Source organism: Mesorhizobium shangrilense (assembly GCF_028826155.1).
Taxonomy (GTDB): Bacteria; Pseudomonadota; Alphaproteobacteria; order Rhizobiales; family Rhizobiaceae; genus Arvimicrobium; species Arvimicrobium flavum.
Window position 1 is genome coordinate 326,457 of the sequence record NZ_JAQGPN010000001.1, and the last position, 22,947, is coordinate 349,403.

20 protein-coding genes and 2 tRNA genes are annotated in these 22,947 nt (G+C 65.4%); 4 read left to right on the forward strand and 18 right to left on the reverse strand.

Annotated elements, in window-relative coordinates; translation table 11 throughout:
- The 3 genes from PD284_RS01625 to PD284_RS01635 all read right to left on the reverse strand — a co-directional run bounded on the left by PD284_RS01625 (position 1) and on the right by PD284_RS01635 (position 2,592).
- Entirely contained in the window at positions 1 to 1,233 is a 1,233-nt protein-coding gene (locus tag PD284_RS01625; RefSeq protein ID WP_274626489.1) for a 3-methyl-2-oxobutanoate dehydrogenase (2-methylpropanoyl-transferring) subunit alpha, read from the reverse strand.
- A gap of 154 nt (positions 1,234 to 1,387) precedes the next feature.
- Positions 1,388 to 2,224 (reverse strand): aldo/keto reductase, encoded by an 837-nt coding sequence (locus PD284_RS01630; RefSeq protein ID WP_274626490.1) that lies wholly within the window; start codon positions 2,222 to 2,224, stop codon positions 1,388 to 1,390.
- Between the two features lie 101 nt (positions 2,225 to 2,325).
- Positions 2,326 to 2,592, reverse strand: a complete 267-nt coding sequence (locus PD284_RS01635; RefSeq protein ID WP_274626491.1) for a hypothetical protein — start codon at positions 2,590 to 2,592, stop codon at positions 2,326 to 2,328.
- A 122-nt stretch (positions 2,593 to 2,714) separates the two neighbouring features.
- Here PD284_RS01635 and PD284_RS01640 point away from each other — a divergent pair, with 122 nt between their 5' ends.
- The gene (locus PD284_RS01640; protein ID WP_274626492.1) at positions 2,715 to 2,915 is read left to right on the forward strand and encodes a KTSC domain-containing protein; all 201 of its coding nucleotides are present in this window, start codon (positions 2,715 to 2,717) and stop codon (positions 2,913 to 2,915) included.
- Between the two features lie 90 nt (positions 2,916 to 3,005).
- Here PD284_RS01640 and rpsA read toward each other — a convergent pair whose 3' ends face one another.
- The 5 genes from rpsA to aroA all read right to left on the reverse strand — a co-directional run bounded on the left by rpsA (position 3,006) and on the right by aroA (position 8,399).
- Positions 3,006 to 4,703 carry a 30S ribosomal protein S1 gene (rpsA, locus tag PD284_RS01645; RefSeq protein WP_274626493.1) on the reverse strand — a complete coding sequence of 566 codons (1,698 nt, stop codon included), beginning with the start codon at positions 4,701 to 4,703 and terminating at the stop codon, positions 3,006 to 3,008.
- 189 nt (positions 4,704 to 4,892) lie between these two features.
- Positions 4,893 to 5,537, reverse strand: coding sequence for a (d)CMP kinase (gene cmk, locus PD284_RS01650; protein WP_274626494.1), 645 nt, complete (start codon positions 5,535 to 5,537; stop codon positions 4,893 to 4,895).
- A gap of 111 nt (positions 5,538 to 5,648) precedes the next feature.
- The gene (locus PD284_RS01655) at positions 5,649 to 6,293 is read right to left on the reverse strand and encodes an FMN-binding negative transcriptional regulator (protein ID WP_274626495.1); all 645 of its coding nucleotides are present in this window, start codon (positions 6,291 to 6,293) and stop codon (positions 5,649 to 5,651) included.
- 19 nt (positions 6,294 to 6,312) lie between these two features.
- Complete coding sequence (locus tag PD284_RS01660) at positions 6,313 to 7,017, reverse strand: DUF899 domain-containing protein (protein WP_274626496.1); 705 nt, start codon at positions 7,015 to 7,017, stop codon at positions 6,313 to 6,315.
- Between the two features lie 41 nt (positions 7,018 to 7,058).
- Entirely contained in the window at positions 7,059 to 8,399 is a 1,341-nt protein-coding gene (aroA, locus tag PD284_RS01665; RefSeq protein ID WP_274626497.1) for a 3-phosphoshikimate 1-carboxyvinyltransferase, read from the reverse strand.
- 203 nt (positions 8,400 to 8,602) lie between these two features.
- On the opposite strand from aroA, the gene PD284_RS01670 reads away from it, so the two are divergent.
- The 3 genes from PD284_RS01670 (at position 8,603) to PD284_RS01680 (ending at position 11,921) form a co-directional block, all read left to right on the forward strand.
- Positions 8,603 to 8,983: a TIGR02300 family protein gene (locus PD284_RS01670; protein ID WP_274626498.1), complete on the forward strand. Its 381-nt coding sequence runs from the start codon at positions 8,603 to 8,605 to the stop codon at positions 8,981 to 8,983.
- Between the two features lie 185 nt (positions 8,984 to 9,168).
- Positions 9,169 to 9,244: transfer RNA gene (locus PD284_RS01675), tRNA-Ala, on the forward strand.
- A 799-nt stretch (positions 9,245 to 10,043) separates the two neighbouring features.
- Positions 10,044 to 11,921 carry a cadherin-like domain-containing protein gene (locus PD284_RS01680; RefSeq protein ID WP_274626499.1) on the forward strand — a complete coding sequence of 626 codons (1,878 nt, stop codon included), beginning with the start codon at positions 10,044 to 10,046 and terminating at the stop codon, positions 11,919 to 11,921.
- 283 nt (positions 11,922 to 12,204) lie between these two features.
- On the opposite strand, the gene PD284_RS01685 is transcribed toward PD284_RS01680, so the two are convergent.
- From PD284_RS01685 to PD284_RS01730, 10 genes are all read right to left on the reverse strand, one after another.
- The gene (locus PD284_RS01685) at positions 12,205 to 12,732 is read right to left on the reverse strand and encodes a hypothetical protein (protein WP_274626500.1); all 528 of its coding nucleotides are present in this window, start codon (positions 12,730 to 12,732) and stop codon (positions 12,205 to 12,207) included.
- A gap of 81 nt (positions 12,733 to 12,813) precedes the next feature.
- Entirely contained in the window at positions 12,814 to 13,497 is a 684-nt protein-coding gene (locus PD284_RS01690; RefSeq protein WP_274626501.1) for a response regulator, read from the reverse strand.
- Positions 13,494 to 16,184, reverse strand: a complete 2,691-nt coding sequence (locus PD284_RS01695; protein WP_274626502.1) for a sensor histidine kinase — start codon at positions 16,182 to 16,184, stop codon at positions 13,494 to 13,496. The genes PD284_RS01690 and PD284_RS01695 overlap by 4 nt, the downstream gene beginning before the upstream one ends.
- 2 nt (positions 16,185 to 16,186) lie before the next feature.
- Entirely contained in the window at positions 16,187 to 16,774 is a 588-nt protein-coding gene (gene kdpC, locus PD284_RS01700; RefSeq protein ID WP_274626503.1) for a potassium-transporting ATPase subunit KdpC, read from the reverse strand.
- A gap of 9 nt (positions 16,775 to 16,783) precedes the next feature.
- Positions 16,784 to 18,820, reverse strand: a complete 2,037-nt coding sequence (kdpB, locus tag PD284_RS01705; RefSeq protein ID WP_274626504.1) for a potassium-transporting ATPase subunit KdpB — start codon at positions 18,818 to 18,820, stop codon at positions 16,784 to 16,786.
- A gap of 8 nt (positions 18,821 to 18,828) precedes the next feature.
- Positions 18,829 to 20,535: a potassium-transporting ATPase subunit KdpA gene (gene kdpA, locus PD284_RS01710; RefSeq protein ID WP_274626505.1), complete on the reverse strand. Its 1,707-nt coding sequence runs from the start codon at positions 20,533 to 20,535 to the stop codon at positions 18,829 to 18,831.
- Positions 20,536 to 20,556: 21 nt separating this feature from the next.
- Entirely contained in the window at positions 20,557 to 20,646 is a 90-nt protein-coding gene (gene kdpF / locus PD284_RS01715; protein ID WP_274626506.1) for a K(+)-transporting ATPase subunit F, read from the reverse strand.
- A 410-nt stretch (positions 20,647 to 21,056) separates the two neighbouring features.
- The gene (locus PD284_RS01720; RefSeq protein WP_274626507.1) at positions 21,057 to 21,257 is read right to left on the reverse strand and encodes a hypothetical protein; all 201 of its coding nucleotides are present in this window, start codon (positions 21,255 to 21,257) and stop codon (positions 21,057 to 21,059) included.
- A 168-nt stretch (positions 21,258 to 21,425) separates the two neighbouring features.
- A tRNA-Arg gene (locus PD284_RS01725) sits at positions 21,426 to 21,502 on the reverse strand.
- 116 nt (positions 21,503 to 21,618) lie between these two features.
- A complete protein-coding gene (locus PD284_RS01730; protein WP_274626508.1) occupies positions 21,619 to 22,782 on the reverse strand; it encodes a M20 aminoacylase family protein in 1,164 nt (387 codons plus the stop codon).
- Between the last annotated feature and the right edge of the window lie 165 nt (positions 22,783 to 22,947).

Genomic DNA, 22,947 nt, shown 5'->3' on the forward strand with positions numbered 1-22,947 from the left:
CTAAACCCCCGCCTGCTGGCGTTGACGCCGTAGATGCGGAGGCATCTCCTCGTATACGCCTTCGAACATGTCGCGGACGGAGGGCTTGCCGCCGGAGTGGAGGGTGCCGTGCTTCTCGGCCTCTTTCTGGGCGGCGATGACCACGTCGAGGATCTCCGCTTCGGACTGCTTGTGCCGCTCTTCCGACCACACCCCGCGCCGGATCAGGTGCGCCTTCAGCCTGAGAACGGGGTCGCCGAGCGGCCAGGCTTCGGACTCCGTCTTCGGGCGGTAGGCCGAGGGATCGTCGGAGGTCGAGTGCGCGCCGACGCGATAGGTGACGTATTCGACCAGCGTCGGCCCGAGATTTTTTCGCGCGCGCTCTGCGGCCCAGGAAGCGACCGCGTGGACCGCGAGATAGTCGTTGCCGTCCACTCGAAGCGACGGCAGGCCGAAGCCCAGCCCGCGCGCCGCGAACGTGCCCGAACCGCCGCGCGCGATCCCCTGGAAGGTCGAGATCGCCCACTGGTTGTTGACGATATTGAGGATGACCGGCGCGCGATATGTGGAGGCGAAGACCAACGCGGCGTGGAAATCGCTCTCAGCGGTCGAGCCGTCACCGATCCAGCCGGCCGCGATGCGCGTGTCGCCCTTGATGGCCGAGGCCATGGCCCAGCCCACCGCTTGCACGAACTGGGTGCCGAGATTGCCCGAGATCGAGAAGAAGCCGTGCTCCTTCGACGAGTACATGATGGGCAGCTGCCGGCCCTTCAGCGGATCGGCCTCGTTGGAGTAGATCTGGTTCATCATGTCGACCATCGGGTAGCCGCCCGCGATCAGCAGGCCGGCCTGGCGATAGGTCGGAAAATTCATGTCGCCATCCTTCAGCGCCTTGCGGAAGGCGCAGCTCACCGCCTCCTCGCCCATGTGTTGCATGTAGAAGGAGGTCTTGCCCTGCCGCTGCGCCGTCACCATGCGGGCATCGAAGGTGCGCAGCGTCATCATGTGACGCAAACCTTCCAGCAGTTCCTCGTCCGTCAGCGAGCCGGCCCAAGGCCCCACCGCCTCGCCTTTCCGGTCGAGAACACGGATGATCGAAAAAGCGTGGTCGCGGATCTCGCGGGGATCGACATCGATCGGCGGGCGCGAGACCGATCCGGCCTTGGGGATGGGAACGTTTGAGAAATCGGGCGTGCCGCCGGGCCGCACCTCTGGCTCCGGAACATGGAACCGAAGCGGCGTGTCGTCGCTCATGACGCCTCCCTTGCCTCGCAGCAACGCGAACTGTGACACCTAATCCCAGACTATGTACCGTCGCGGCTGATGCTGCGCAAACAAAGTCGAGGCAGCTTCGTTGCGAATATCGTGAACCCCGTATCAGTTCATTGCACCGGAACGCGCCGTTGCCTCAGATCATTTCAAGCGGCCTTTTGCGGGCCGGCGGAGGAAATGCTTTGTCGAGCTCCGACAAGTCTTCGGATGTAAGCACGATATCAAGCGCGGCGCGATTCTGCCGGACGTGCTCCGGCCGGCTCGCCTTCGGTATGGCGATGAGGCCGTCGGCGCGCATCGTCCAGGCCAGCGCGATCTGCGCGGGGGTCGCGCGATGCCGGTCGGCGATCGCGCCAAGCCTCGGCTCCTTGCCGAGCTTGCCCTGCTCGACCGGCGAATAAGCCATGACCGGAATGCCGCGGCCCCGGCACCATGGAAGCAGGTCGTGTTCGATGCCGCGGCGAGACAGGTTGTAGAGGACCTGATTCGACTGGACTGCCGATCCGGCCGCAAGCCCGTCGAGTTCCTGCATATCGTCGGTGTCGAAGTTGCTGACGCCCCAGTGGCGGACCTTGCCGGCCGCCTTCAGCGCCTCGAAGGCGTCGACGGTTTCGGCGAGCGGGACGCCGCCGCGCCAATGGAGAAGATAGAGGTCGATGCGGTCGGTGCCGAGCCGTTTCAGGCTCTGTTCGCAGGCGGTCTCGACGCCCCGACGCGAGGCGTTGGACGGAAGCACCTTGGAGACGATGAACACCTCGTCGCGGCGGCCGGCGACGGCCTCCGCCACCACCTCCTCCGCACCGCCGGAGGCATACATTTCCGCCGTATCGATCAGCGTCATGCCAAGGTCGAGACCCAGCCTGAGCGCATCAGCCTCGTCGCGCCGCCGGCGGCTGTCCTCGCCCATGTTCCAGGTGCCCTGACCGAGGACAGGCACGAGTTCACCGGCGGGCAGGCTGGTGGTTCTGATCATGACTGGCTTGCTCCCGTGGACGCTGAAGCCGCGCACGCAGTACGAAAGATGTCAACCGCCGCTGTAAGTCATGCCGGCGCCGGCGTCTGTCCACAACCGCTTCAGCGTTCGCGGGCGACGAACTTGTTGAAGCGACTGGTCTTGCCGCCGTCTGCCCTGTCCTGGTGGAGGAAGGCCAGCTTGTTCTCGTCAAAGATGCGGAAGAATTCGTCCCATTCGATCGGATCGAGCTCTGCATCCGGCTCGCCGAAGTCGATGCGGAGAATGCCACCTTCGCTTTTGGTGCGAACAGCAGCGGGGCGGCCGTCGCGCTGCTCGACCCATTTGCGGATCTTGCCGTGATCGGTTGTCGTCGTCGCTTCGGACATGATGAGCTCCTTTCGTCTCGGCGCCCCCTTCGACCTGCCAGACGGTGCAACCCATTTGCCCTGCCGATTGTTCCCTTCGAAGGGCGCAGCAGGATGCCGCGCCACTGGTTGGAGGACATCCAATGCCTTCGACATCGATCCGGGAGACACGCTACGATCGCGATACTCGCAAGCTGTCCGTGTGGTTCGTGACGACCGGCCGGCAATACGACTACAGCGGCGTCCCGCCGGAAACCTATGCGGCGTTCCGGGCCGCTTTCTCCAAGGGCCGGTTCTTCAATCGGCACATCCGCGACCGCTATCCCTGCATCCGGATAAAATAGGCGGACCATCGACGTCGCCCCGCCGCCAACGAAAAACCCCGCCGAATTGCTCCGGCGGGGTCCAGCATGCCGTCAAAAAACGGCAGGCAATTAGTCCTTGCGGTTCTTCAGAGCCGCACCAAGGATGTCGCCGAGCGACGCGCCGGAGTCGGTCGAGCCGTACTGGGCGACCGCTTCCTTTTCCTCGGCGATTTCCAGCGCCTTGATGGAGACCTGCAGCTTGCGGGTCTTCTTGTCGTAGGCGATGACGCGCGCATCGACCTTCTGGCCGACGGTGAAGCGCTCGGGGCGCTGCTCGTCACGGTCGCGCGACAGGTCGGAGCGCTTGATGAAGGTGTCGAGGCCGCTTTCGACCAGACGCACTTCGAGGCCACCGTCCTTGATGGCGGTGACTTCACACGTCACGACCGCGTTCTTGCGCAGTTCGCCAGACGGGGCGGTGTCGCCGGCGCCGGCGCGCTCAAGCTGCTTGACGCCCAGCGAGATGCGCTCCTTGTCGATATCGACATCGAGAACCTGCGCCTTGACCATCTGGCCCTTCTGGTACTCCTCGATGACCTGCTCGCCCGGACGCGTCCAGTCGAGGTCGGAGAGGTGCACCATGCCGTCGACATCGCCCTCGAGGCCGATGAACAGGCCGAACTCGGTCTTGTTCTTGACCTCGCCCTCGACGATCGAACCAGCCGGATGGTTGCGGGCGAAAGCCTCCCACGGGTTCTCGAGCGTCTGCTTGAGACCGAGCGAGATGCGGCGCTTGGCCGGATCGACCTCAAGCACGACCACGTCGACTTCCTGGGAGGTCGACAGGATCTTGCCGGGGTGCACGTTCTTCTTCGTCCACGACATTTCCGAAACGTGGATGAGGCCCTCGATGCCCGGCTCCAGCTCGACGAACGCGCCGTAGTCGGTGATGTTGGTGACCGTGCCGCGGATCTTCTTGCCAAGCGGGAACTTGGTGCCGATGTCGCCCCACGGATCCGACTCGAGCTGCTTCATGCCGAGCGAGATGCGGTGGGTTTCTTGGTTGATGCGGATGATCTGCACCTTGACCGTCTGACCGATGTTGAGGATCTCGGTCGGGTGGTTGACGCGGCGCCAGGCCATGTCGGTGACGTGCAGCAGACCGTCGATGCCGCCGAGGTCGACGAACGCACCGTAGTCGGTGATGTTCTTGACCACGCCCTCGACCACCTGACCCTCTTCGAGGTTCTGGACGATCTCGGAGCGCTGCTCGGCGCGGCTCTCTTCGAGAACGGTGCGGCGCGACACGACGATGTTGCCGCGACGGCGATCCATCTTGAGGATCTCGAAGGGCTGCGGGTTGTGCATGAGCGGGGTGACGTCGCGGATCGGACGAATGTCGACCTGCGAACGCGGCAGGAAGGCCACGGCGCCGTCGAGATCGACGGTGAAGCCGCCCTTGACCTGGTTGAAGATGATGCCTTCGACGCGCTCTCCCTTGGAGAACTTCTCCTCGAGGCGGCCCCAGCTCTCTTCACGGCGGGCCTTGTCGCGCGACAGCATGGCCTCGCCAAGCGCGTTCTCGATACGCTCGACATAGACCTCGACGGTGTCGCCGACCTTCATCTGGCCGTCCTTGGCCTTGGCGCCGAATTCCTTCAGCGGCACGCGACCTTCGACCTTGAGGCCGACGTCGATGATGGCCATGTCCTTTTCGATCGCCGTGACGATGCCGCGGACGACCTGGCCTTCGCCCGAGTGGCCGTCGGAGAAGGACTCTTCGAGAAGCGCAGCGAAATCGTCGCGCGTGGGATTGGATTGTGACATTGGATCTCCTGGGTGCCCCGTTCGTGTGACGGAGCGGCGCCGTGGGTTAGCGTTGCGTTTGCCTGCCGGCGTTCCGGGCGGTGTGTTGCCCAAGCCGCTTCGCGGCTGTCCGGCGCAGGGGAATGCTGGCAGGCTGGTTCGTGCGAGATATGGGACGGCGTTCCCGTTTCGGGAAGAGCCTGTCCGTTATCAGGCGTCGTTTCGTTCGGCCTGGACACCATCTACGATGGCCCGGGCCGCCTGAAACGCGGCTTCTATAGACATTTCCGTCGTATCGAGCAAGTGCGCGTCGACAGCCGGCCTGAGCGGCGAGTCGGTGCGGCCCATGTCGCGCTCGTCGCGCCGCCTGATGTCGGCCAGGATATCGTCGAGATCGGCCGTGCCGCCGCGGTTCTCGATGTCGCGCAGACGGCGGGCGGCGCGCACCTCGGCGCTGGCGGTGACGTAGAGCTTAACGTCGGCATCGGGACAGACGACGGTGCCGATATCGCGCCCGTCGAGCACAGCTCCGGCGGGCTGGCGCGCGAAGTCCTGCTGCTTCTCGACCAGAATCCTGCGCACCTCGGAGATCACCGCGACCCGCGAGGCCGCCTCGCCGACGGCATGCGCGGAAAGGGCGTGCTTGTCGAGATTGGAAAGGTCGACGCGACGCGCCGCCTCGATCGCGTGCGCCTCGTCGTCCAGCGGCCAGCCATTGACCAGAAGCACATGCGCCACCGCCCGGTAGGTCAGGCCGGTGTCGAGATGCGGCAGGTGATAGTAATCCGCAAGCCGGCGGGCGAGCGTGCCCTTGCCGGAAGCGGCCGGGCCATCGATGGCTATCAGGAGAGGCATTTTAGGCTCGCGAGTTGGGACGGGACGCCCGACCGGGCTGGCGCGGTCATGCCCGCAAATCCGCCGTGAATCAACAGGACGCGGAGGAGGAGGCGCCAATTCGCGGGCAGGTCACCGGTCGGCGCCGTAGCGCCTCACCAGCTCCGCCATCGCGGGGTTGGCGTGGACCTCCGCGCTCGCATCCAGCCCTTGCGCAACCAGCGCGATGTCGGCAGCCGGCCTGTTCTGGCTGACCTTCCACTTGCCGTCGACATGCGTGATCTCGATCTCGACGCCCACGATACCCTTGATCTGGGCCGCGACGTAGGCGTCCGGCGCATCACCGACCTTCCAGGGCATCGGGCGGCTTGCTTCGCGCTCGCCCGTCAGCGCCTCGATCTGGGCGCGCAGCCATGCGGCGTCTTCGACGACCCTCGCCGTCCCGCGCACCTGCACGATCGCGTAGTTCCAGGTCGGCACGACCTTGCCGGTCTCCTGTTTGGTCGCGTACCAGGAGGGGGTGATGTAGGCGTTCACGCCCTGGAACACGACGAGCACCGGCGCGCCCGCAGCGATCTCCTTCCACTGGCCGTTCGCCCGCGCCATATGGACCTGCAGCACGCCCTTGGCCCAACCTTCCGAGACGAGATGAAAGGGCAGCGCGTTGGCCGTCGGGCCTTCCGCTCCCGCCGTGACCAGCAGGCCGAGCGGATGCGCCCGGATCAGCGCGTGCTGGACGGCGAGGTCGTCCTCGCGGAAATGCGGCGGCTGGTACATCGTGTCCTTCCCTGCCGGATCATTCGTAGCGGTCGTGGCGCCGGACCCACTCCATCGGCCATTTCAGCCCGTCTTCGTCGCGGCCCTTCGGCACGAGGTCGAGAAGCTGGTAGGCGCCGTTCAGGCTGTCAAGGCCACGCGCGTAGCACGAATAGGTGTGGTAGACGGCTCCGCCCGCATCGCGGAAGAATACGCTGAGCCCCGGCGCCTGTTCACCCGAGAAGCCTTGCGGCCGGTAATTGTAGACGGCGTCGCCGGAGGCGAGCACCTCCGGCGAGAACGTCACCCCGAAATCCTCGTTGAAGCCGCTGTCCCCGGCCGAATACCAGTCGATCGACCAGCCCATGCGCTTCCTGTAGGCGAGAAGCTTGCCGATCGGCGCTTTCGAGACGGCGACCAGGTGGACGTCGCGGTGCGGCAGGTGCGGCAGCGCGCCCTCCAGATTGTCGATCCAGAAGGAGCAGCTCGGGCAGCCCTCCTCCCAGTCCGGACCGAACATGAAATGGTAGACGATGAGCTGGGACTTTTCGCCGAAGAGGTCGCCCATCGAGACCGGCCCGTCTGCGCCCTCGAACATGTAGGGCTTGTCGATGCGCACCCAGGGCAGCGCCCTGCGCCGCTCGCTCACGCGGTCGCGGAGCCGTGTGAGATCCTTCTCCACGCCGAGGAGCGTCTCGCGCGCCTCGATCCATTCCGACCTCGATACGACTCGGTGCTCGGCCATCGACGGCTCCCTTGGCTTATTAGGGAGCCGACATGCTACGCCTATTCGATCGTCGCGCCGAGCCCCTTCATCAGGCCCATGAATTCCGGAAAACTGGTCGCGATCATGTTGGCGTCGTCGATCGTCACCGGCTTTTCGGACATGAGGCCCATGACCAGGAAGCTCATGGCGATGCGGTGGTCGAGATGGGTCTCGACCGTACCGCCGCCGAGGCCCCTGCCGTCCGGCCGGCCACGCACTGAAAGCCAGTCCTCGCCCTCGGTGCAGTCGACGCCGTTGGCCTCCAGCCCGCGCGCCACCGCGGCGAGGCGGTCGCTCTCCTTCACGCGCAGTTCGTCCAGTCCCTGCATCAGCGTCTCGCCTTCCGCAAAGGCGGCGGCGACGGCCAGCACCGGGTATTCGTCGATCATCGAGGGCGCGCGCTCCGCCGGCACCGTCACGCCCTTGAGTTCGGAGCCGCGGACGCGGATGTCCGCCACGTCCTCGCCGCCCGCATTGCGCGGGTTGAGGAGTTCGATCGATCCGCCCATCTCCTGCAGCGTCAGCACGAGGCCGGTGCGGGTCGGGTTCATCAGCACGTTCTCGATGACGATGTCCGAGCCCGGCACGAGCAGCGCCGCGACGAGCGGGAAGCCTGCCGAGGACGGATCGCCGGGCACCGCGATGGTCTGGCCCAACAGCTTGCCGCGGCCCTCGATGCGGATGTGGCGCACGCCGTCGGCATCGGTCTCGACCTCGAGATTCGCGCCAAACCCCTTCAGCATCTTCTCGGTATGGTCGCGCGTCATCACCGGCTCGATGACCGTGGTGACGCCTGCCGCATTGAGGCCAGCAAGGAGCACCGCCGACTTGACCTGCGCGGAGGCCATCGGGACACGGTAGGAGATCGGGGCGGCGTGCTTGGGTCCGCGCAAGGTGAGCGGCATGCGGTCGCCCGGCGCCGCCTTCACCACCTGGACGCCCATCTCGCGCAGCGGATCCAGCACGCGGCCCATCGGGCGTTTCGACAGCGAGGCGTCGCCGATGAAGGTCGTCTCCATGTCATATGTGCCGACGAGGCCCATGGTGAGCCGCGAGCCGGTGCCCGCATTGCCGAAGTCGAGCGGCGCGACGGGCTCGAGCAGGCAGCCGTTGCCGACGCCCTGGATGATCCACTCATCGCCATGCTTCTCGATCACGGCGCCCATCGCCTTCATGGCGTCACCGGTGCGCAGCACGTCCTCGCCCTCGAGCAGGCCGGTGATGCGCGTCTCGCCCGATGCCAGGCCGCCAAACATGAAGGCGCGGTGCGAGATGGACTTGTCGCCGGGCACTCGCACCGAACCGGACAATGCTTTCGACTTGCGCGCCGTCGCCGGCTTGGGAGAAGCGTGGTGATCCATCTCGTGTCCTCGCTCGAAAATACCGGCCAGGCCGCATTTCCTTCGTTTTCGGCGGTCTCCTATCACGGCTGCCGGGCAAGGTCATCCCTTGCCGGATGCGACTGAAAGCCAGTTCAAACATTGAAAAAGTTGGATTTCGATAGGCTTTGACAGGCTCGAAATCAGCGTTTATGGGGACCAAACTTTTGAGACGAGGTTGACCCGTGGCCAAGCCAGAACTTGGAACAAAACGCATTGACCCGGAGACGGGCCGGAAGTTCTACGATCTGAACAAGGATCCGATCGTTTCGCCTTACACAGGCAAGAGCTATCCCCGCAGTTACTTTGAGACCAACTCGCCCAGCGCCCTGGACGAGGAGGAAGAGGTCGAGAGCAAGGAACTGGATTCCGAAGACGCCGTCGAGACCGTACCACTCGAGGACGCCGACGACGAAGCCAAGAGCGGCGACCTGCCCGACCTCGGCGATGACGACGTTGATCTGGGCGACGACGACGACGACGACGTCTTCATCGAGGACGAGGAAGAGGAAGACGACGACGTTTCCGGCATCATCGGCGTCGGCGACGACGACGAGGAGACCTGATCGCCTCGGTGCGGCGGGCGCGTTTGCGAGGACAATCGCACTGCGTAAATGCCGCACCCAAGAAAAAGCCTCACAGTGGGCTTGATCTTCAAAATGCGCGGCGCTAGAAGCCGCCGTGACTGAGGCGCGAGCGACCCTCGCGCCCATCCTCTTCGCCGGAAACGGCGCCGGCCACGGCCGGGTGTGGGGCCATAGCTCAGTTGGGAGAGCGCTTGAATGGCATTCAAGAGGTCGTCGGTTCGATTCCGATTGGCTCCACCAAATTTCTCCAGATAAAATCAGACGCCTGGACGCGTCGCTGCTTCGGCGGCCAAGTCCATCGCAAGGCCGGGGCGCCGCCGCAAGCAATTTGGCGGCAATGGCCTGGATGACTGACTGAGGCCATCAGCCGCGCCAAGGGCCACGCCGAGGGCCCACGAACCTGAACGGGTTCTGATTTTCCACATCTGACCGGCGCGAGCGACGAGCAACGACCCAAAGTCGAGAACAAGGGACCGCTGATTCTTCTGTCCTCAGGCCTCTCCGAATGGCTTGCTCGCGCCGATGAGACGCTCGCTCTCTCGACCCACCAAGCCGGCCGCCGGTTCCTTGTCGGTCGCAAGGCTGACGGCGCGCTACACGCCCACGAGCGGTTCATAGGACAATGCCAGGGTCTCTGGAGGGATGGACCGTCACTCTGGCCAAGTGGACGTTAAGGCAAGTAATTCAGATATTGGTGTAATGCATGTTAATGACGATAGTGAATGAGCACGTTGGATTTGGCAATTCCGCTGGACTCGGCTCCATCATTTCAGACTTTAATTCGATAATAGATTTAGATGGAGGAATATCCACATTAAGCGGCGTGACTATCGAGCTAGAATATTTTGGCGATTTCGATGTTGGTTTTTCTACCGAGTATCTCTCATTAAATATTGAAGGACACGAATTTGGACCTTATTCAGGCCCACAGTACGATGGAGCGTTTGGGCCGGCCGCTCCAACTACAGTTCATTTTTCAATAAGTGAAAATGAGTGGGCTGAGATTATCCGCGACGGGTATATAAATATCTCTTATAATTTGGGATCGGGAAATAACAATTTATCTGATGCTCCCGGCCTGGAAGAGTACATAAAACTTACCTTCTCTTGGGAGGCGCCCAGCCCGCCCATCGTTGCAAATCCGATTGCCGATCAGACCATAGACGAGGACACGGCGTGGAGCTTCACGGTTCCGTCCAACGCGTTCTCGGATGTCGAAGTCGACGCGCTGACCTTCACCGCAACGCTTGGCGATGACAGCGCCTTGCCGAGCTGGCTTTCCTTCGATGCCGGCACCGGCACCTTCTCCGGCACGCCTCCGCAGGAATTCCATGGCGTGATCGACATCAAGGTGACCGCCAATGACGGCGCTGCCTCCGCCTTCGATACGTTCACCCTGACGATCACCCCGGTCAACGACGCGCCGGCTGGCTTGCCGACGGCGGTGCTGCAGCCCGGCGTCGAGGATGCGCCCTATGTCGTCGACGCGGCCGACCTGCTGGCCGGCTTCAGCGATGCCGAGAACGACCTGCTGTCGGTGGTCGGCCTGTCGGCGTCGGGTGGCGGGGTCGTGGTCGACAATGGCGACGGCACCTACACGGTCACCATGCCGGCCGACTTCAACGGCACGGTGACGCTGTCCTACCAGGTCAGCGACGGCAATGGCGGAACGACCGCCGCCACGCAGAGCTTCGTGATGACGCCCGCGAACGATCCGGCCGCCGTCGGCGGAACGCTCACCGGGCAGGTCGTCGAGGCCGGCCTTGCCGGGCCTGGAACGCCGGCTGCCACCGGCGTTGCGAGCGCGTCCGATCCGGACGGGGGTGGGAGCAGCTTCGAGCCGATCAAGGCCGGGACCGCCTCGACGCGCGGCTATGGCAGCGTCGAGATGGCGCGCAACGGCAGCTGGACCTACACGCTCGACAATGCGAATGCGACCGTCAACGGCCTGAAGCATGGCGAGACGCTGAGGGACACCTTCACCATCACGACCGCCGACGGGACGACCAGCACGGTCACCATCACCATTGCCGGCGCCGACGATGCCCTCATAGGCACCCCCGACAACGACATCCTGCATGGCGGCTCCGGCAATGACGTGTTCCGGCCGCTCGAAGGCGACGACGACATCTTCGGCGGCGACGGCGACGACAGCGTCGTCCTGCCGGGCGATGCGGACGGCTATGTCTTCGTACAGCTCGCGAACGGCAGGATCGGCGTGCTCGACATCGACCCGTCCGACGGCGATCTGGGCGCAGATGTGCTCGACGGCATCGAGTTCATCCGCTTCGGGGCGGAGACCGCCGCCGACACGCCGCTCGCCGGCCTGATCGACATGGAGCAGCCGGACTGGACGCTGGACCGCTTCGAGACCGGGTTGGTGGCGGCGGTCTGGCAGCTCTTCATGCAGACGGTACCGTCGGAAGCCGGCTTCGAATACCTGATCCGCTCGGAGACCAACCCGCACGACCTGACCGACGCGTACTATTCGCCGTACAATGCGGAGAACAAGTATCTGAACTTCACCACCAACCTCGCCACCGGCAACCCGGACGGACAGGCGTGGTTCGACCTTGCGTTCGGGGCCCTGAGCTACGAGGCGGCGGTGGAGAAGGCCTTCGACCTGATCATCACCGCGGCCGCCCTCACGGCCGCCGGCGGCGATCCGGACGCGTCAAAACAGTTCTTCCTCGATGCGGAAAGCTACTTCGAGCAGGTCGCCGCCGACCGCATCGTGCCGTCGGTCGGCGTCAGCCTCGACGACGCCAAGAAGATCGCGCTGTTGAGCTCCGTGCTCTACGAGGCGGTGCGGGCCGACATAGGACCCTATGCGGATGCCGTCAACGATTTCGCCGATCAGGTGCAGCGGGTCGGAACCTCAGGCGACTTCCTCGCCGACCTGCTACAAAGCGCCTAGACGGCACGGCTACGGCACCCAAAAAGAGAACCGCCGGCCATAAGACCGGCGGCGGATGCTCGTTGAAAGTCCGGCAGCCTATGGCCGCAGGACGTATGCGATCCCAAGAATTGCAGCGGCGCCGACCACGAGCGCGGCCCAGCCAAGCATCGAGGACCGGATGCTGTCCTTCGAGTTCGGATCGTTGCTATCGTTCATATGTCTCATACCCAAGCGCCGATGGCGCAGCATCGATTGCAGCGGATCCCGCGAGATCCTCTGCGGTTGATGGTTTTCCTGGGTTTTAAGCGGGTGGTGCGCGCTGCCGATAAAGCGCAAACGCGCGAGAAAGCAATCCGGAAACATCCGGAGACGTTCCGATCAGGCCGATGGTGCGGGGCCTGTCGATCCGCGGTACCGAAGGCAGAACAGGGGGGCCATCCGCCCTTTCGACGATGACAGGTTCGTCCCCGCTTCGCAGGCCTGTGATCGCCGATGCCTTGGGAAGGACCACGTCGACCGAGGGCCGGTGACTTTGGGCCGCAAGTTCCAAAGCGGCCGGCAACGGCAGCGCCGGCAAAGCATGTGGCGCGAGGAGCGCCAACACCAAAAGGAGCACGGTGGCGCGAAGGCGCGAGAAAGAAGGCGCGGCGTCTATGTGCGGGCTCAGCTTCACTTCCATGTGAATAAGCTCCCCGGAGCGACCCGTCCAGGATTTCTGCCGGCAAAACAGAACCAGCCGGCCGGAGCCGGCGGGAAAGGCAAGCTCGTTACAACCCTTGAATCTCTTCATTCCAGACTGTGGCAGCTTGCCCGGAAGGAAATCGTTCACGGGCGCCAATCTCCCGCGGATGCCCGGAAACGTGGTGTCTCCCAGGAGAATCTCCTCCCACGGACAATCTCGACAGCGCCTTCAGTCCAGAAAGCGATAGCCCACGCCGGGTTCGTTCAGGATGAAGCGTGGGGCTGCAGGATCATCGCCAAGCTTGCCGCGGAGGCGGCCGATGAAGACCCGCAGATACTGAACGTCGTGCTCGTGCGCGGGTCCCCAGACATCGTTGAGAAGCTGGCGGTGGGTGACGATCCGACCGGCATTGCGGGCGAGCAGCGCCAGAAGCTCGAACTCCTTGCGCGTGAGCTTCAGGGCTTCGCCCGCGAGCGTGACTTCGTGGCGCGCGAGATCGATCCGCAACTCGCCCCGGACGATTTCCGGATTGGCGGCCGTGCCGCCGGAACTCGACCGCAGCAACGCCCGCACGCGCGCCATCATCTCGGCAATGCCGAAAGGTTTTACGACGTAGTCGTTCGCGCCCGAATCGAGGGCTTCAACCTTCTCGGCTTCGGCCTGCCGGACCGACAGGATCAGGATCGGAACCTGCGACCATTCGCGGATACGGGCGATGACCTGCTTGCCGTCCATGTCCGGCAGGCCGAGATCCAGCACCACGAGGTCGGGCTGCGCGGTGGCGGCCAGGGCGATGCCCGCCTTGCCGGAGGCCGCCTCCTCGAGCGAGAACCCGTGCGCCTCGAGCGCCACGCGCAGGAACTTGCGGATGCCGGGATCGTCCTCGACCAGAAGGATGCGGCCCGTGTTCACGCGGGACCCCCATGACCCGACGAGCCCATGGGCAGGGTCAGGACGATGCGCGTGCCTCGCCCCCCGGCGGTCGCGGCCTCGGCGCGGATCGACCCGCCATGGGCGTCGACGATACCCTTGGCGATGGCGAGCCCCAGCCCCGTGCCGCCGGGCAGGCCGTCGCCCGCATGCACGCGGAAGAACATGTCGAAAACGTGGGGGCGGTCGGCTTCCGCGATGCCGGGCCCCTGGTCGGAGATGGCCAGTGCGACGACGCCGTCATGTGGCGCAGCCGAGATCGTCACTTCCGATCCGGGCGGCGCGTATTTCGCGGCGTTGTCGAGGATGTTCGTCGCCACCTGCTCCAGAAGCACCGCATCGCCCATTACCTCCGGCAACGACGACGGAAGGTCGCGCACCACGCGATGGCGGGCAAGATCCCGCTCCAGCCGCCGGATCGCCCGTCCCACCACTTCCCGCAGGTCGACCGGCTCGCGCGCCACCTTCAGCGCACCGTAGCCCAGTCGTGTCATATCGAGTAGATTCTGGACATAACGATTGAGGCGTTCGCCTTCGTCGCGAATCGTTTCGGCCATCGCCTTGCGTCCGCTTCCGCCAAGCGCCCCGTCGGACTCGACCAGCGCCGTGGCAGCGCCGATGATCGAGACGAGCGGGGTCCGCAGGTCGTGGCTGACGGAGGACAGCAACGCCGCGCGAAGGCTCTCGGTTTCCGCCAGCAGGCGCGACTGCTCCATGTCGGCGGCAAGCTTGGTGCGCTCGATGGCGATGCCGACCTGGTCGACGAGGGAGTCCAGCAGCCGTCGTTCCTCGGTCGTGATGTATTCGCGCGCGCCGAACTGGACCGCCAGCAGCCCGTGGACCTTTTCGGCGCTTTTCATCGGCATGAACAGCCAGGTGGCCGAGGGCAGCGTCGCCGACGACCAGCCGGCCGGCTCCGCCTTCTCCCAGGCCCATGCGGCTGCGCCCCAATCCCTTGCCTGCAACTGGTCCTCCGGAGGCATGCCGCCGACAATGGCGAGCTTGCCCGATCGGTCGGGCATCAGGATCATGGAGGAGCATTGCATGGTCGAGGCGACATGGGTGACCGCCGCCCAGACGACGTCGTCGAGCGAGGCGACGCTCGCCACCCTTCGGGAAAAGTCGAAGAGCTTCGCGGTCCGCTTGGCGATGGCGCGCTGGGCGCGGGCCTGGTTGCGAAGCCGGGCCGCGAGATTCCCGGTGACGATCGCCACCAGAAGAAACAGGACCAGCGTCATCACCACCTTCTCGTGGGCGATCTCGAAGGTGTAGTAGGGCTCGACGAGAAAGAAATCATAGCCGAGGAAGGCGAGCACGCTGGCATAGATCGAGGGCCAGAGGCCGAAGCGGCTGGCGACGGCCAGCACGCCGACGAGAAAGAACAGCGACAGGCTCTCGACCGGGAACAGGCCGCTGACCAGCGTGGCCGCCGCGCCGGAGGCAATGATGGTTGCGGTCGCCCACAGGTAGGCCTTCGGGTCGCGCTCGAGCGCAGGCCGCGCCGCGCCGATGACGGACTTGCGGGCCTCCACCGGGTCGGCGGAGACAATCGTGACCTCGAAATCCTGCGCCTTGCGGATGATCTCCTCGGCGACAGTCTCGCGCGTGAACCAGGCGGAGAAGAGCCGGGGCCGCGGTCGCCCGATGACGATGCGCGAGACGTTGCGGCTTTGCGCGAAGGAGAGGATCTCGTCGGCGACGTGGCTTTCCGCGTTGATGGTCGCGATCTCGGCGCCGAGCGTCTCTGCCAGACGCAGGGTTTCGGCGATGGAATCCTTGGCCGCGTCCGGAAGGTGCTCGGACTGGGGCGTCGCGACGCTGGCCGCGATCCAGTCCGTCCGCGACCTCTCGGCCATCCGTTTGGCGGCGCGGACCAGCGCCTTGGAGACGGGGGCTTCGTTCACGCAGACGAGCACCCGATCCTGTGTCGGCCAGGGCCCGGCGATGGCGTGGCTCTTCATATGCGCGGTCATCTGGGCATCGACGCGGTCGGCGGCGACCCGCATGGCGAGTTCGCGCAGCGCGGTCAGGTTGCCCTTGGAGAAGAAGTTCTGGATCGCGCGGGCGATCTGGTCGTGGATGCAGACCTTGCCCTGGCGCAGCCGTTCGATCAGTTCCTCGGGCGGCAGGTCGATCAGCTCGATCTCGTCGGCCAGTTCCAGCACCTTGTCGGGAACGGTCTCGCGAACCTTCAGCCGGGCGATCCGGGCAACCACGTCGTTGAGACTTTCCAGGTGCTGGATGTTGAGCGTCGAGTAGACGTCGATGCCCGCATCCAGCAGCTCCTCGACATCCTGCCAGCGCTTGGCATGGCGGCTGCCGGGCACATTGGTGTGCGCGAGCTCGTCGACCAGCGCCAGCCGCGGCCGCCGCGCGAGCAGCCCGTCGAGATCCATCTCGGCAAGGATCCGGCCGCCATAGGGGACCTGCGCGCGCGGCAACAGCTCGAGCCCGGGGGTCAGTCGCTCCGTCTCGGCGCGGCCATGCGTTTCGACCACACCGACCACCACGTCGACGCCATCGGCGCGGCGTCGCTGCGCGGCCTCCAGCATGGCGTAGGTCTTGCCGACGCCGGGGGCGGCGCCGAGAAAGATCTTCAGCCGCCCGCGTCCCTCCTTCGCCGCTTCCGCGAGCAGGGCCTCGGGTTCCGGGCGGCTTTCCTTCTCCATCGTCACTCCGTTGACGGTCGGGCCGGGAAGCGCTCGTCGAGAGCGAGGTTGAGCAGGAGCACGTTGACGCGCGGCTGGCCGAGGACGCCCAGCGTAGGCTTCTCGACCTGTCCTGCGACCAGGTCGCGGACCGCTCCCCCATCGACGCCGCGGGCGTTGCCCACGCGCGCGGCCTGGAAGTAGGCCGCTTCCGGCGAGATATGCGAATCGAGGCCGCTGCCTGACGCGGTGACGAGGTCCACGGGAACCCGGCCGCCGCCGTTCTCGGCGCTGATGCGCCGTGCGTCGGCGGCGACCCGTTCGATCAGCGCCTTCGATGTGGGGCCAAGATTGCTGCCGCCGGTAGACGCGGCATCGTACCCGTCGCTGCCTGCCGCCGAAGGCCGCCCGTGGAAATAGGCATCCCCGGCGAAGGCCTGGCCGATCAGTTCGGAACCGACGATGCGGCCGTCGCGCTCGATCAGGCTGCCGTTGGCCTGAGCCGGAAACAGGACCTGCGCCGCGCCTGTCATCGCGAACGGATAGGCCACGCCCGTCAGCGCGGTGAACAGGACGAGCATGATGATGGCCGGTCTCAACTCGGAAATCATGGTGTCACCTCATACGATGCCGGCGGCGTTGACAATCAGGTCGATCGCCTTGATGCCGACAAATGGAACGATCAGGCCGCCAAGGCCGTAGACGAGCAGGTTGCGGCGCAGCAGGCTCGCCGCCGTCGCCGGCCGGTACTTCACGCCGCGCAGCGCCAGCGGGATCAGCGCGATGATGATCAGCGCATTGAAGATGACCGCCGAGAGGATGGCGCTGCCGGGGCTGCCCAGCCGCATGACGTTGAGCGCATCGAGCGCCGGATAGGCGGTGACGAACAGCGCCGGCAGGATGGCGAAATACTTCGCGACGTCGTTGGCGACCGAAAACGTGGTCAGCGAGCCCCGGCTGATCAGCAGCTGCTTGCCCACCAGCACGATTTCGATGAGCTTCGTGGGATCGGAATCGAGATCGATCAGGTTGCCCGCTTCCTTTGCCGCGGGCGTGCCCGTGTTCATGGCGACCCCGACATCGGCCTGGGCCAGCGCCGGCGCGTCGTTCGAACCGTCGCCGCACATGGCGACCAGCTTGCCCTCGGCCTGTTCCTTGCGGATCAGGTCCAGCTTGCGCTCGGGCGTGGCCTCGGCAAGGAAGTCGTCGACCCCGGCTTCCGCCGCGATCGCGGCCGCCGTCAGCGGGTTGTCGCCGGTGATCATCACCGTGCGGATGCCCATGTGGCGCAGTTCGGCGAAACGCTCGCGGATGCCGGGCTTGACGATGTCCTTCAGGTGGACGACGCCCAGCACCCGCTTGTCCTGCGCGACCAGCAGCGGGGTGCCGCCCGATCTGGCGATGCCTTCCACCAGCGCCTGCAGTTCCGGCGTCGCCGTCGTGCCGCACCAGGCCAGGATCGCGTCGGAGGCGCCCTTTCGCAATCGCGTACCGTCTCTCAAATCCGCTCCGGAGATGCGAGTGCTGGCCGAGAAGGGGATGGCATCGGTCACCTGATCCGTTCCGTCCAACGCCCGGCCCAGCTTCTTGCGCGCGAAATCGACGATCGAGCGGCCTTCGGGCGTCTCGTCGGCGAGCGAGGCCAGCAGTGCGGCCTCCGCCATCTCCCTTTGCGAGACCCCGGGCACCGTCTCGAAGGCATCCGCCATCCGCGCGCCGAAGGTGATGGTGCCGGTCTTGTCGAGGAGCAGCACGTCGACGTCGCCGGCTGCCTCGACGGCGCGGCCCGACCTGGCGATGACGTTCGCCTTCACCAGCCGGTCCATGCCGGCAATGCCGATGGCCGACAGCAGGCCCCCGATGGTGGTCGGGATCAGCGTCACCAGGAGCGCGATCAGGAACACGACGGGGATCAGCGCGCCCGAATAGATCGTGAAGGGCTCCAGCGTCACGACCACGATCAGGAAGATGATCGTCATGCCTGCGAGAAGGATGTTGAGGGCGATCTCGTTCGGCGTCTTGTGGCGCTCGGCGCCCTCCACCAAGGCGATCATCCGATCGAGAAAGCTCTCGCCGGGCCGGGACGTGATCCTCACCTTGATCCAGTCGGACACGACGCGCGTTCCGCCCGTCACTGCCGAGCGATCGCCGCCTGCCTCGCGAATCACCGGGGCGGATTCGCCGGTGATCGCGCTCTCGTCGACCGAGGCGATGCCTTCCACGATCTCGCCGTCGGCAGGGACGATGTCGTCGGCCTCGACAAGTACCAGATCGCCGGGCCTCAGCGAACGGCTGGAGACCATTTCATGCGTTGCCGCATCAAGCGCCGCCAGCTTGCGCGCCGGGGTCTCGGACTGGGTGGCGCGCAGCGTGTCGGCGCGGGCCTTGCCGCGGCCCTCCGCCATGGCTTCCGCGAAGTTGGCGAAATAGACGGTGAACCAGAGCCAGGCGGCAACCTGGCCGACCACAGCGACGTTCTCGCCGCCGGTGAAGAAGTCACGCACGAAAAGCAGCGTGGAGAGTGCGGCGACGACCTCGGTCACGAACATGACGGGGTTCTTCGCCATGACGCGCGGCGCGAGTTTTTGAAACGCAGCCCTGAGAGCCGGGCCTGTGACGCGCCGGTCGAAGAGCGAGATGTCTTGCTTCTTGCGCATGGAGTTCCTCAGAACGTCTGGCCGGCGAGCATCGAGACGTGCTCGGCGACCGGGCCCAGCGCCAGCGCCGGGAAGAAGGTGAGCCCGCTGAGGATCACGATCACGGCGACGAGCAGGGTGACGAAGAGCGGGCCGTGGGTGGGGAACGTGCCGCTCGATGCAGGCGCGGACTTCTTCGCCGCGAGCGAGCCCGCAACCGCCAGCATCGGGACAAGGTAGACGAAGCGGCCCAGAAGCATCGCGATGCCCTGCATGGTGTTGTGATAGGGCACGTTGGCGCCGAAGCCCGCGAATGCCGAGCCGTTGTTCCCGGTGGCGGACGAATAGGCGTAGAGGATCTCCGACAGACCGTGCGGACCCGTCTCCTGCAGCGAGGAGAGCGACACCGGCAGCACGGCGGCGAGCGCGCCGAGCCCCAGCACGCCCAGCGGCATCACCAGGAAGGCGATCACGGACAGCTTGACCTCCCGCGCCTCGATCTTCTTGCCCAGGTATTCCGGCGTGCGGCCGACCATGAGCCCCGCCAGGAAGACCGTCAGCACCACGAAAGACAGCATGCCGTAGAAGCCGGAGCCGACGCCGCCGAACACCACCTCGCCGACCTGCATCAAGAGCATCGGGGCGAGCGCGCCGAGCGGCATGAAGGAATCGTGCATGGCGTTGACGGAGCCGTTCGATGCGGCCGTCGTCACGGTCGCCCACAGCGTCGAATTCCCGACGCCGAAGCGAACCTCCTTGCCCTCCATGTTCCCGGCGGTCTGCTCGACGGGAAGCGAAGCGAAGGCCGGATTGCCGGGAACCTCGGACCCGTAGGTCAGCGCCAGCGCGCCGAGGAACAGGACCCCCATCGCCGCGAAGATGGCGACGCCCTGGCGCATGTGGCGCACCATCCTGCCGAACATGAAGCAGAAGGCCGCCGGGATGAGCAGGATGGAGACCATCTCGGCAAGGTTGGCGAGCGGCGTCGGGTTTTCGTAGGGAGCCGCCGAGTTGGCGTTGAAGAAGCCGCCGCCGTTGGTGCCCAACTGCTTGATGGCGATCTGCGAGGCCGCCGGACCCTGGGCGATCGTCTGCTGTGCGCCCTCGATCGTGGTCGCCGGCACATAGGCCATCAGGTTCTGCGGCACGCCCTGCCAGACGAGGAAGAGGGTCAGCACGATCGACAGCGGCAACAGCACGTAGAGGACCGAACGGGTCAGATCGACCCAGAAATTGCCGAGCAGCTTCTGCTCGCGGGCGATGAAGCCGCGGATGATGGCCGCGCAGACCGCCATGCCGACGCCGGCCGAGACGAAGTTCTGCACCGTCAGTCCCGCCATCTGGCTCAGATACGACAGCGTCGTCTCGCCGCCATAGGCCTGCCAGTTGGTGTTGGTCGTGAACGAGACCGCGGTGTTGAACGCCAGGTCCGGCGACAGCGGCCCAAAACCTTCCGGATTGAGCGGCAGCAGGTGCTGCAGGCGCAGCATCGCGTAGAGCAGCGCCCATGAGACGAGACTGAAGGCAAGCGCGCAGAGCGCGTAGCGCGTCCAGTGCTGGCCCTGGTCGGCCTTGACGCCGGCGAGCGCATAGAAGCCGCGTTCGACGGGCGACAGGACGGGCGAGAGCCATGTCCGCCCACCTTCGTAGAGGCGGGCAAGATAGAGACCGAGCGGCCAGGCCAGCGCCGCGACGAGCGCCGCATAGAGGATGAACTGAAGAATGTCGGGCGCCATGAGACGTGTCCTTGCCAGCAATCAGAACCGTTCGGGCCTGGCCAGCGCGTAGGCGAGATAGACGAGAAGGAGAGCGGCGACGGCGCCGCCGAGGAGGAGGTCGAACGTCATGACGCGCCTCACAGCCGTTCGAGCAGGCGCACGGAGGCCGCAGCGGCAACGAAGAAGCCTGCGGCAAGCGCGATGTAGAGAAGGTCGAGCATGGAACGCTCCCTGTTTTCGAGAGCCTCATGACTATGCCCGGCCGCAATCAACGCGCGATGTGCAATGCGCCGACTGCCCGTAAACGGTGCGTAAACGCGGGATTTTCAGGGGGCGCGTGGGGCGGGTCGCTTTCGCTACGGGCGTAGGGGCGCGGGCCGTCGAGACCGCGCAGCGCCTGCATAAGTTGACGCTGATCTCACCCGCTCCGCGGTGGATCAATTTCGGCCGCTACGTTCACCGCCGAATAGGGCTGTTCATTCCACGTCGTGCTCCCGTGCGCCGGCTTCCCCGGTTCGACGCCTGCCGCGGATGACCGATCAGGCAATCAGGCCAGCGCCGATGAGGGTCGATCCCCATACAACGAGTGACGGTCCCGTCGGCGTGCCGAAGCAACCGACCAACTTGATGTAGTCCATGTTGAAGCAGTGCTGCTCGGGATCTGCGTAACCGTATCTTCGCGCCGTCATGCCATTGAAGAACAGAAACACGCCGGCAATCAGGATGAGCCATTTCGCCATGTGGATGCGCTCTCTCCAGTCCCTTGGCGGGGGTGACGCAACCTGAACGCGAACGCAAGCGGGTCGCGCTGACCAGCCGCGGACCGATGAAACCGTTGGAGATCGGAGGGACCAAGTTGTCGCGCGACGCAGCATGATGGCGCTGCCAAACATCATCCAGCGCTTCAATGGTGATCCCGACAGGAATCGAACCTGTGACCTACAGATTAGGAATCTGCCGCTCTATCCTACTGAGCTACGGGACCACTCGGCGGCACTCATACAGGCTTTGCGCCGCTTCGCCAACCGTTTGCGCGCACGCGCCGGACAGTTTTCCGGCGCGCGCAGAATCGATCTGCGCCCCCTTTCGGGGGCGCGGGCTTCATGCCGCCAGCGCGGTCTCGGTGAGCTTGATCCAGTAGCTCATCCCGTGCGCGATCGCCTCGTCGTTGAAGTCGTAGGCAGGGTGGTGGAGCGAGGCCGAATCGCCGTTGCCGATGAAGATGAAGGCGCCGGGCCGCGCCTCGAGCATGTAGGAAAAATCCTCGCCGCCCATGACCGGCGGCATCGCCCGGTGCACGTTGGGCTCGCCGGCCACGACGGCAGCTACGTCGCCGGCAAAGACAGCCTGCTCGGCATCGTTGACGGTCACCGGATAGTTGGCGTCGTAGGCGACGGTGATCTCGGTTCCATGCGCGGCTGCGAGCCCTGCGGAGATCTCCCGCATGCGCCGTTCGGCCAGCGCGGCGACCTCCTTCTTCAGGGTGCGCACCGTGCCGGCGATCTCGGCATGGTCGGGGATGACGTTGTAGGCGTCGCCGGCGTGGAACTTGGTGACCGTGACCACCAGCGCCTCGACCGGGTCGGCGCTGCGCGACACGATGGTCTGGAGCGCCGCGACGAGCTGGCTGCCGATCATGATGGGGTCGATCGTGGTGTGCGGCATCGCCGCATGACCGCCCCGCCCCTTGATGCCGATCGTGAACTCCGCGGTCGCGGCCATGATCGGACCCGGCCTCAGCGCAAACTGGCCAACCGGCAGGCTCGGCATGTTGTGCATGCCGAACACACGCTCGATGCCGAAACGCTCCATCATGCCGTCCTTGACCATCTCGTTGCCGCCGCCGCCGCCTTCTTCGGCGGGCTGGAAGATGACGGCGACGCTGCCGGCGAAATTGCGGGTCTCGGCCAGATATTTCGCCGCCCCCAGAAGCATCGCCGTGTGGCCGTCATGGCCGCAGGCATGCATGACGCCGGGCGTCTGCGACTGATAGGGCTTGCCGGTGACCTCGTGGATCGGCAGGGCGTCCATGTCGGCGCGCAGGCCGATGGTGCGGCCCTCGCCGTGCCTGCCCTTGATGACCCCGACCACGCCGGTGCGGCCGAGCCCGGTGACGACCTCGTCGACGCCGAACTCGCGCAACCTCGCGGTGACGAAGTCAGCGGTCTTGAAGACGTCGAAATTGAGTTCCGGCTGCTGGTGGAGCTGCCGTCGCCACCCGGCCACTTCGTCCTGCATTTCGGCTGCGCGGTTCAAGATCGGCATGCAATGTCTCACGTCTGGTGCGCCCTGCCCAACGAAGGCAGATTTGCGGTTTTGCCTTGGTGGCGTCACATAGGCTAGATAGCTGGTGACGGGCGCCGGATTGAGGGCTGGCCAACCGGAACATAGACGATGCCGCCATCAAACCTCAAGATGGCGACGACGCTG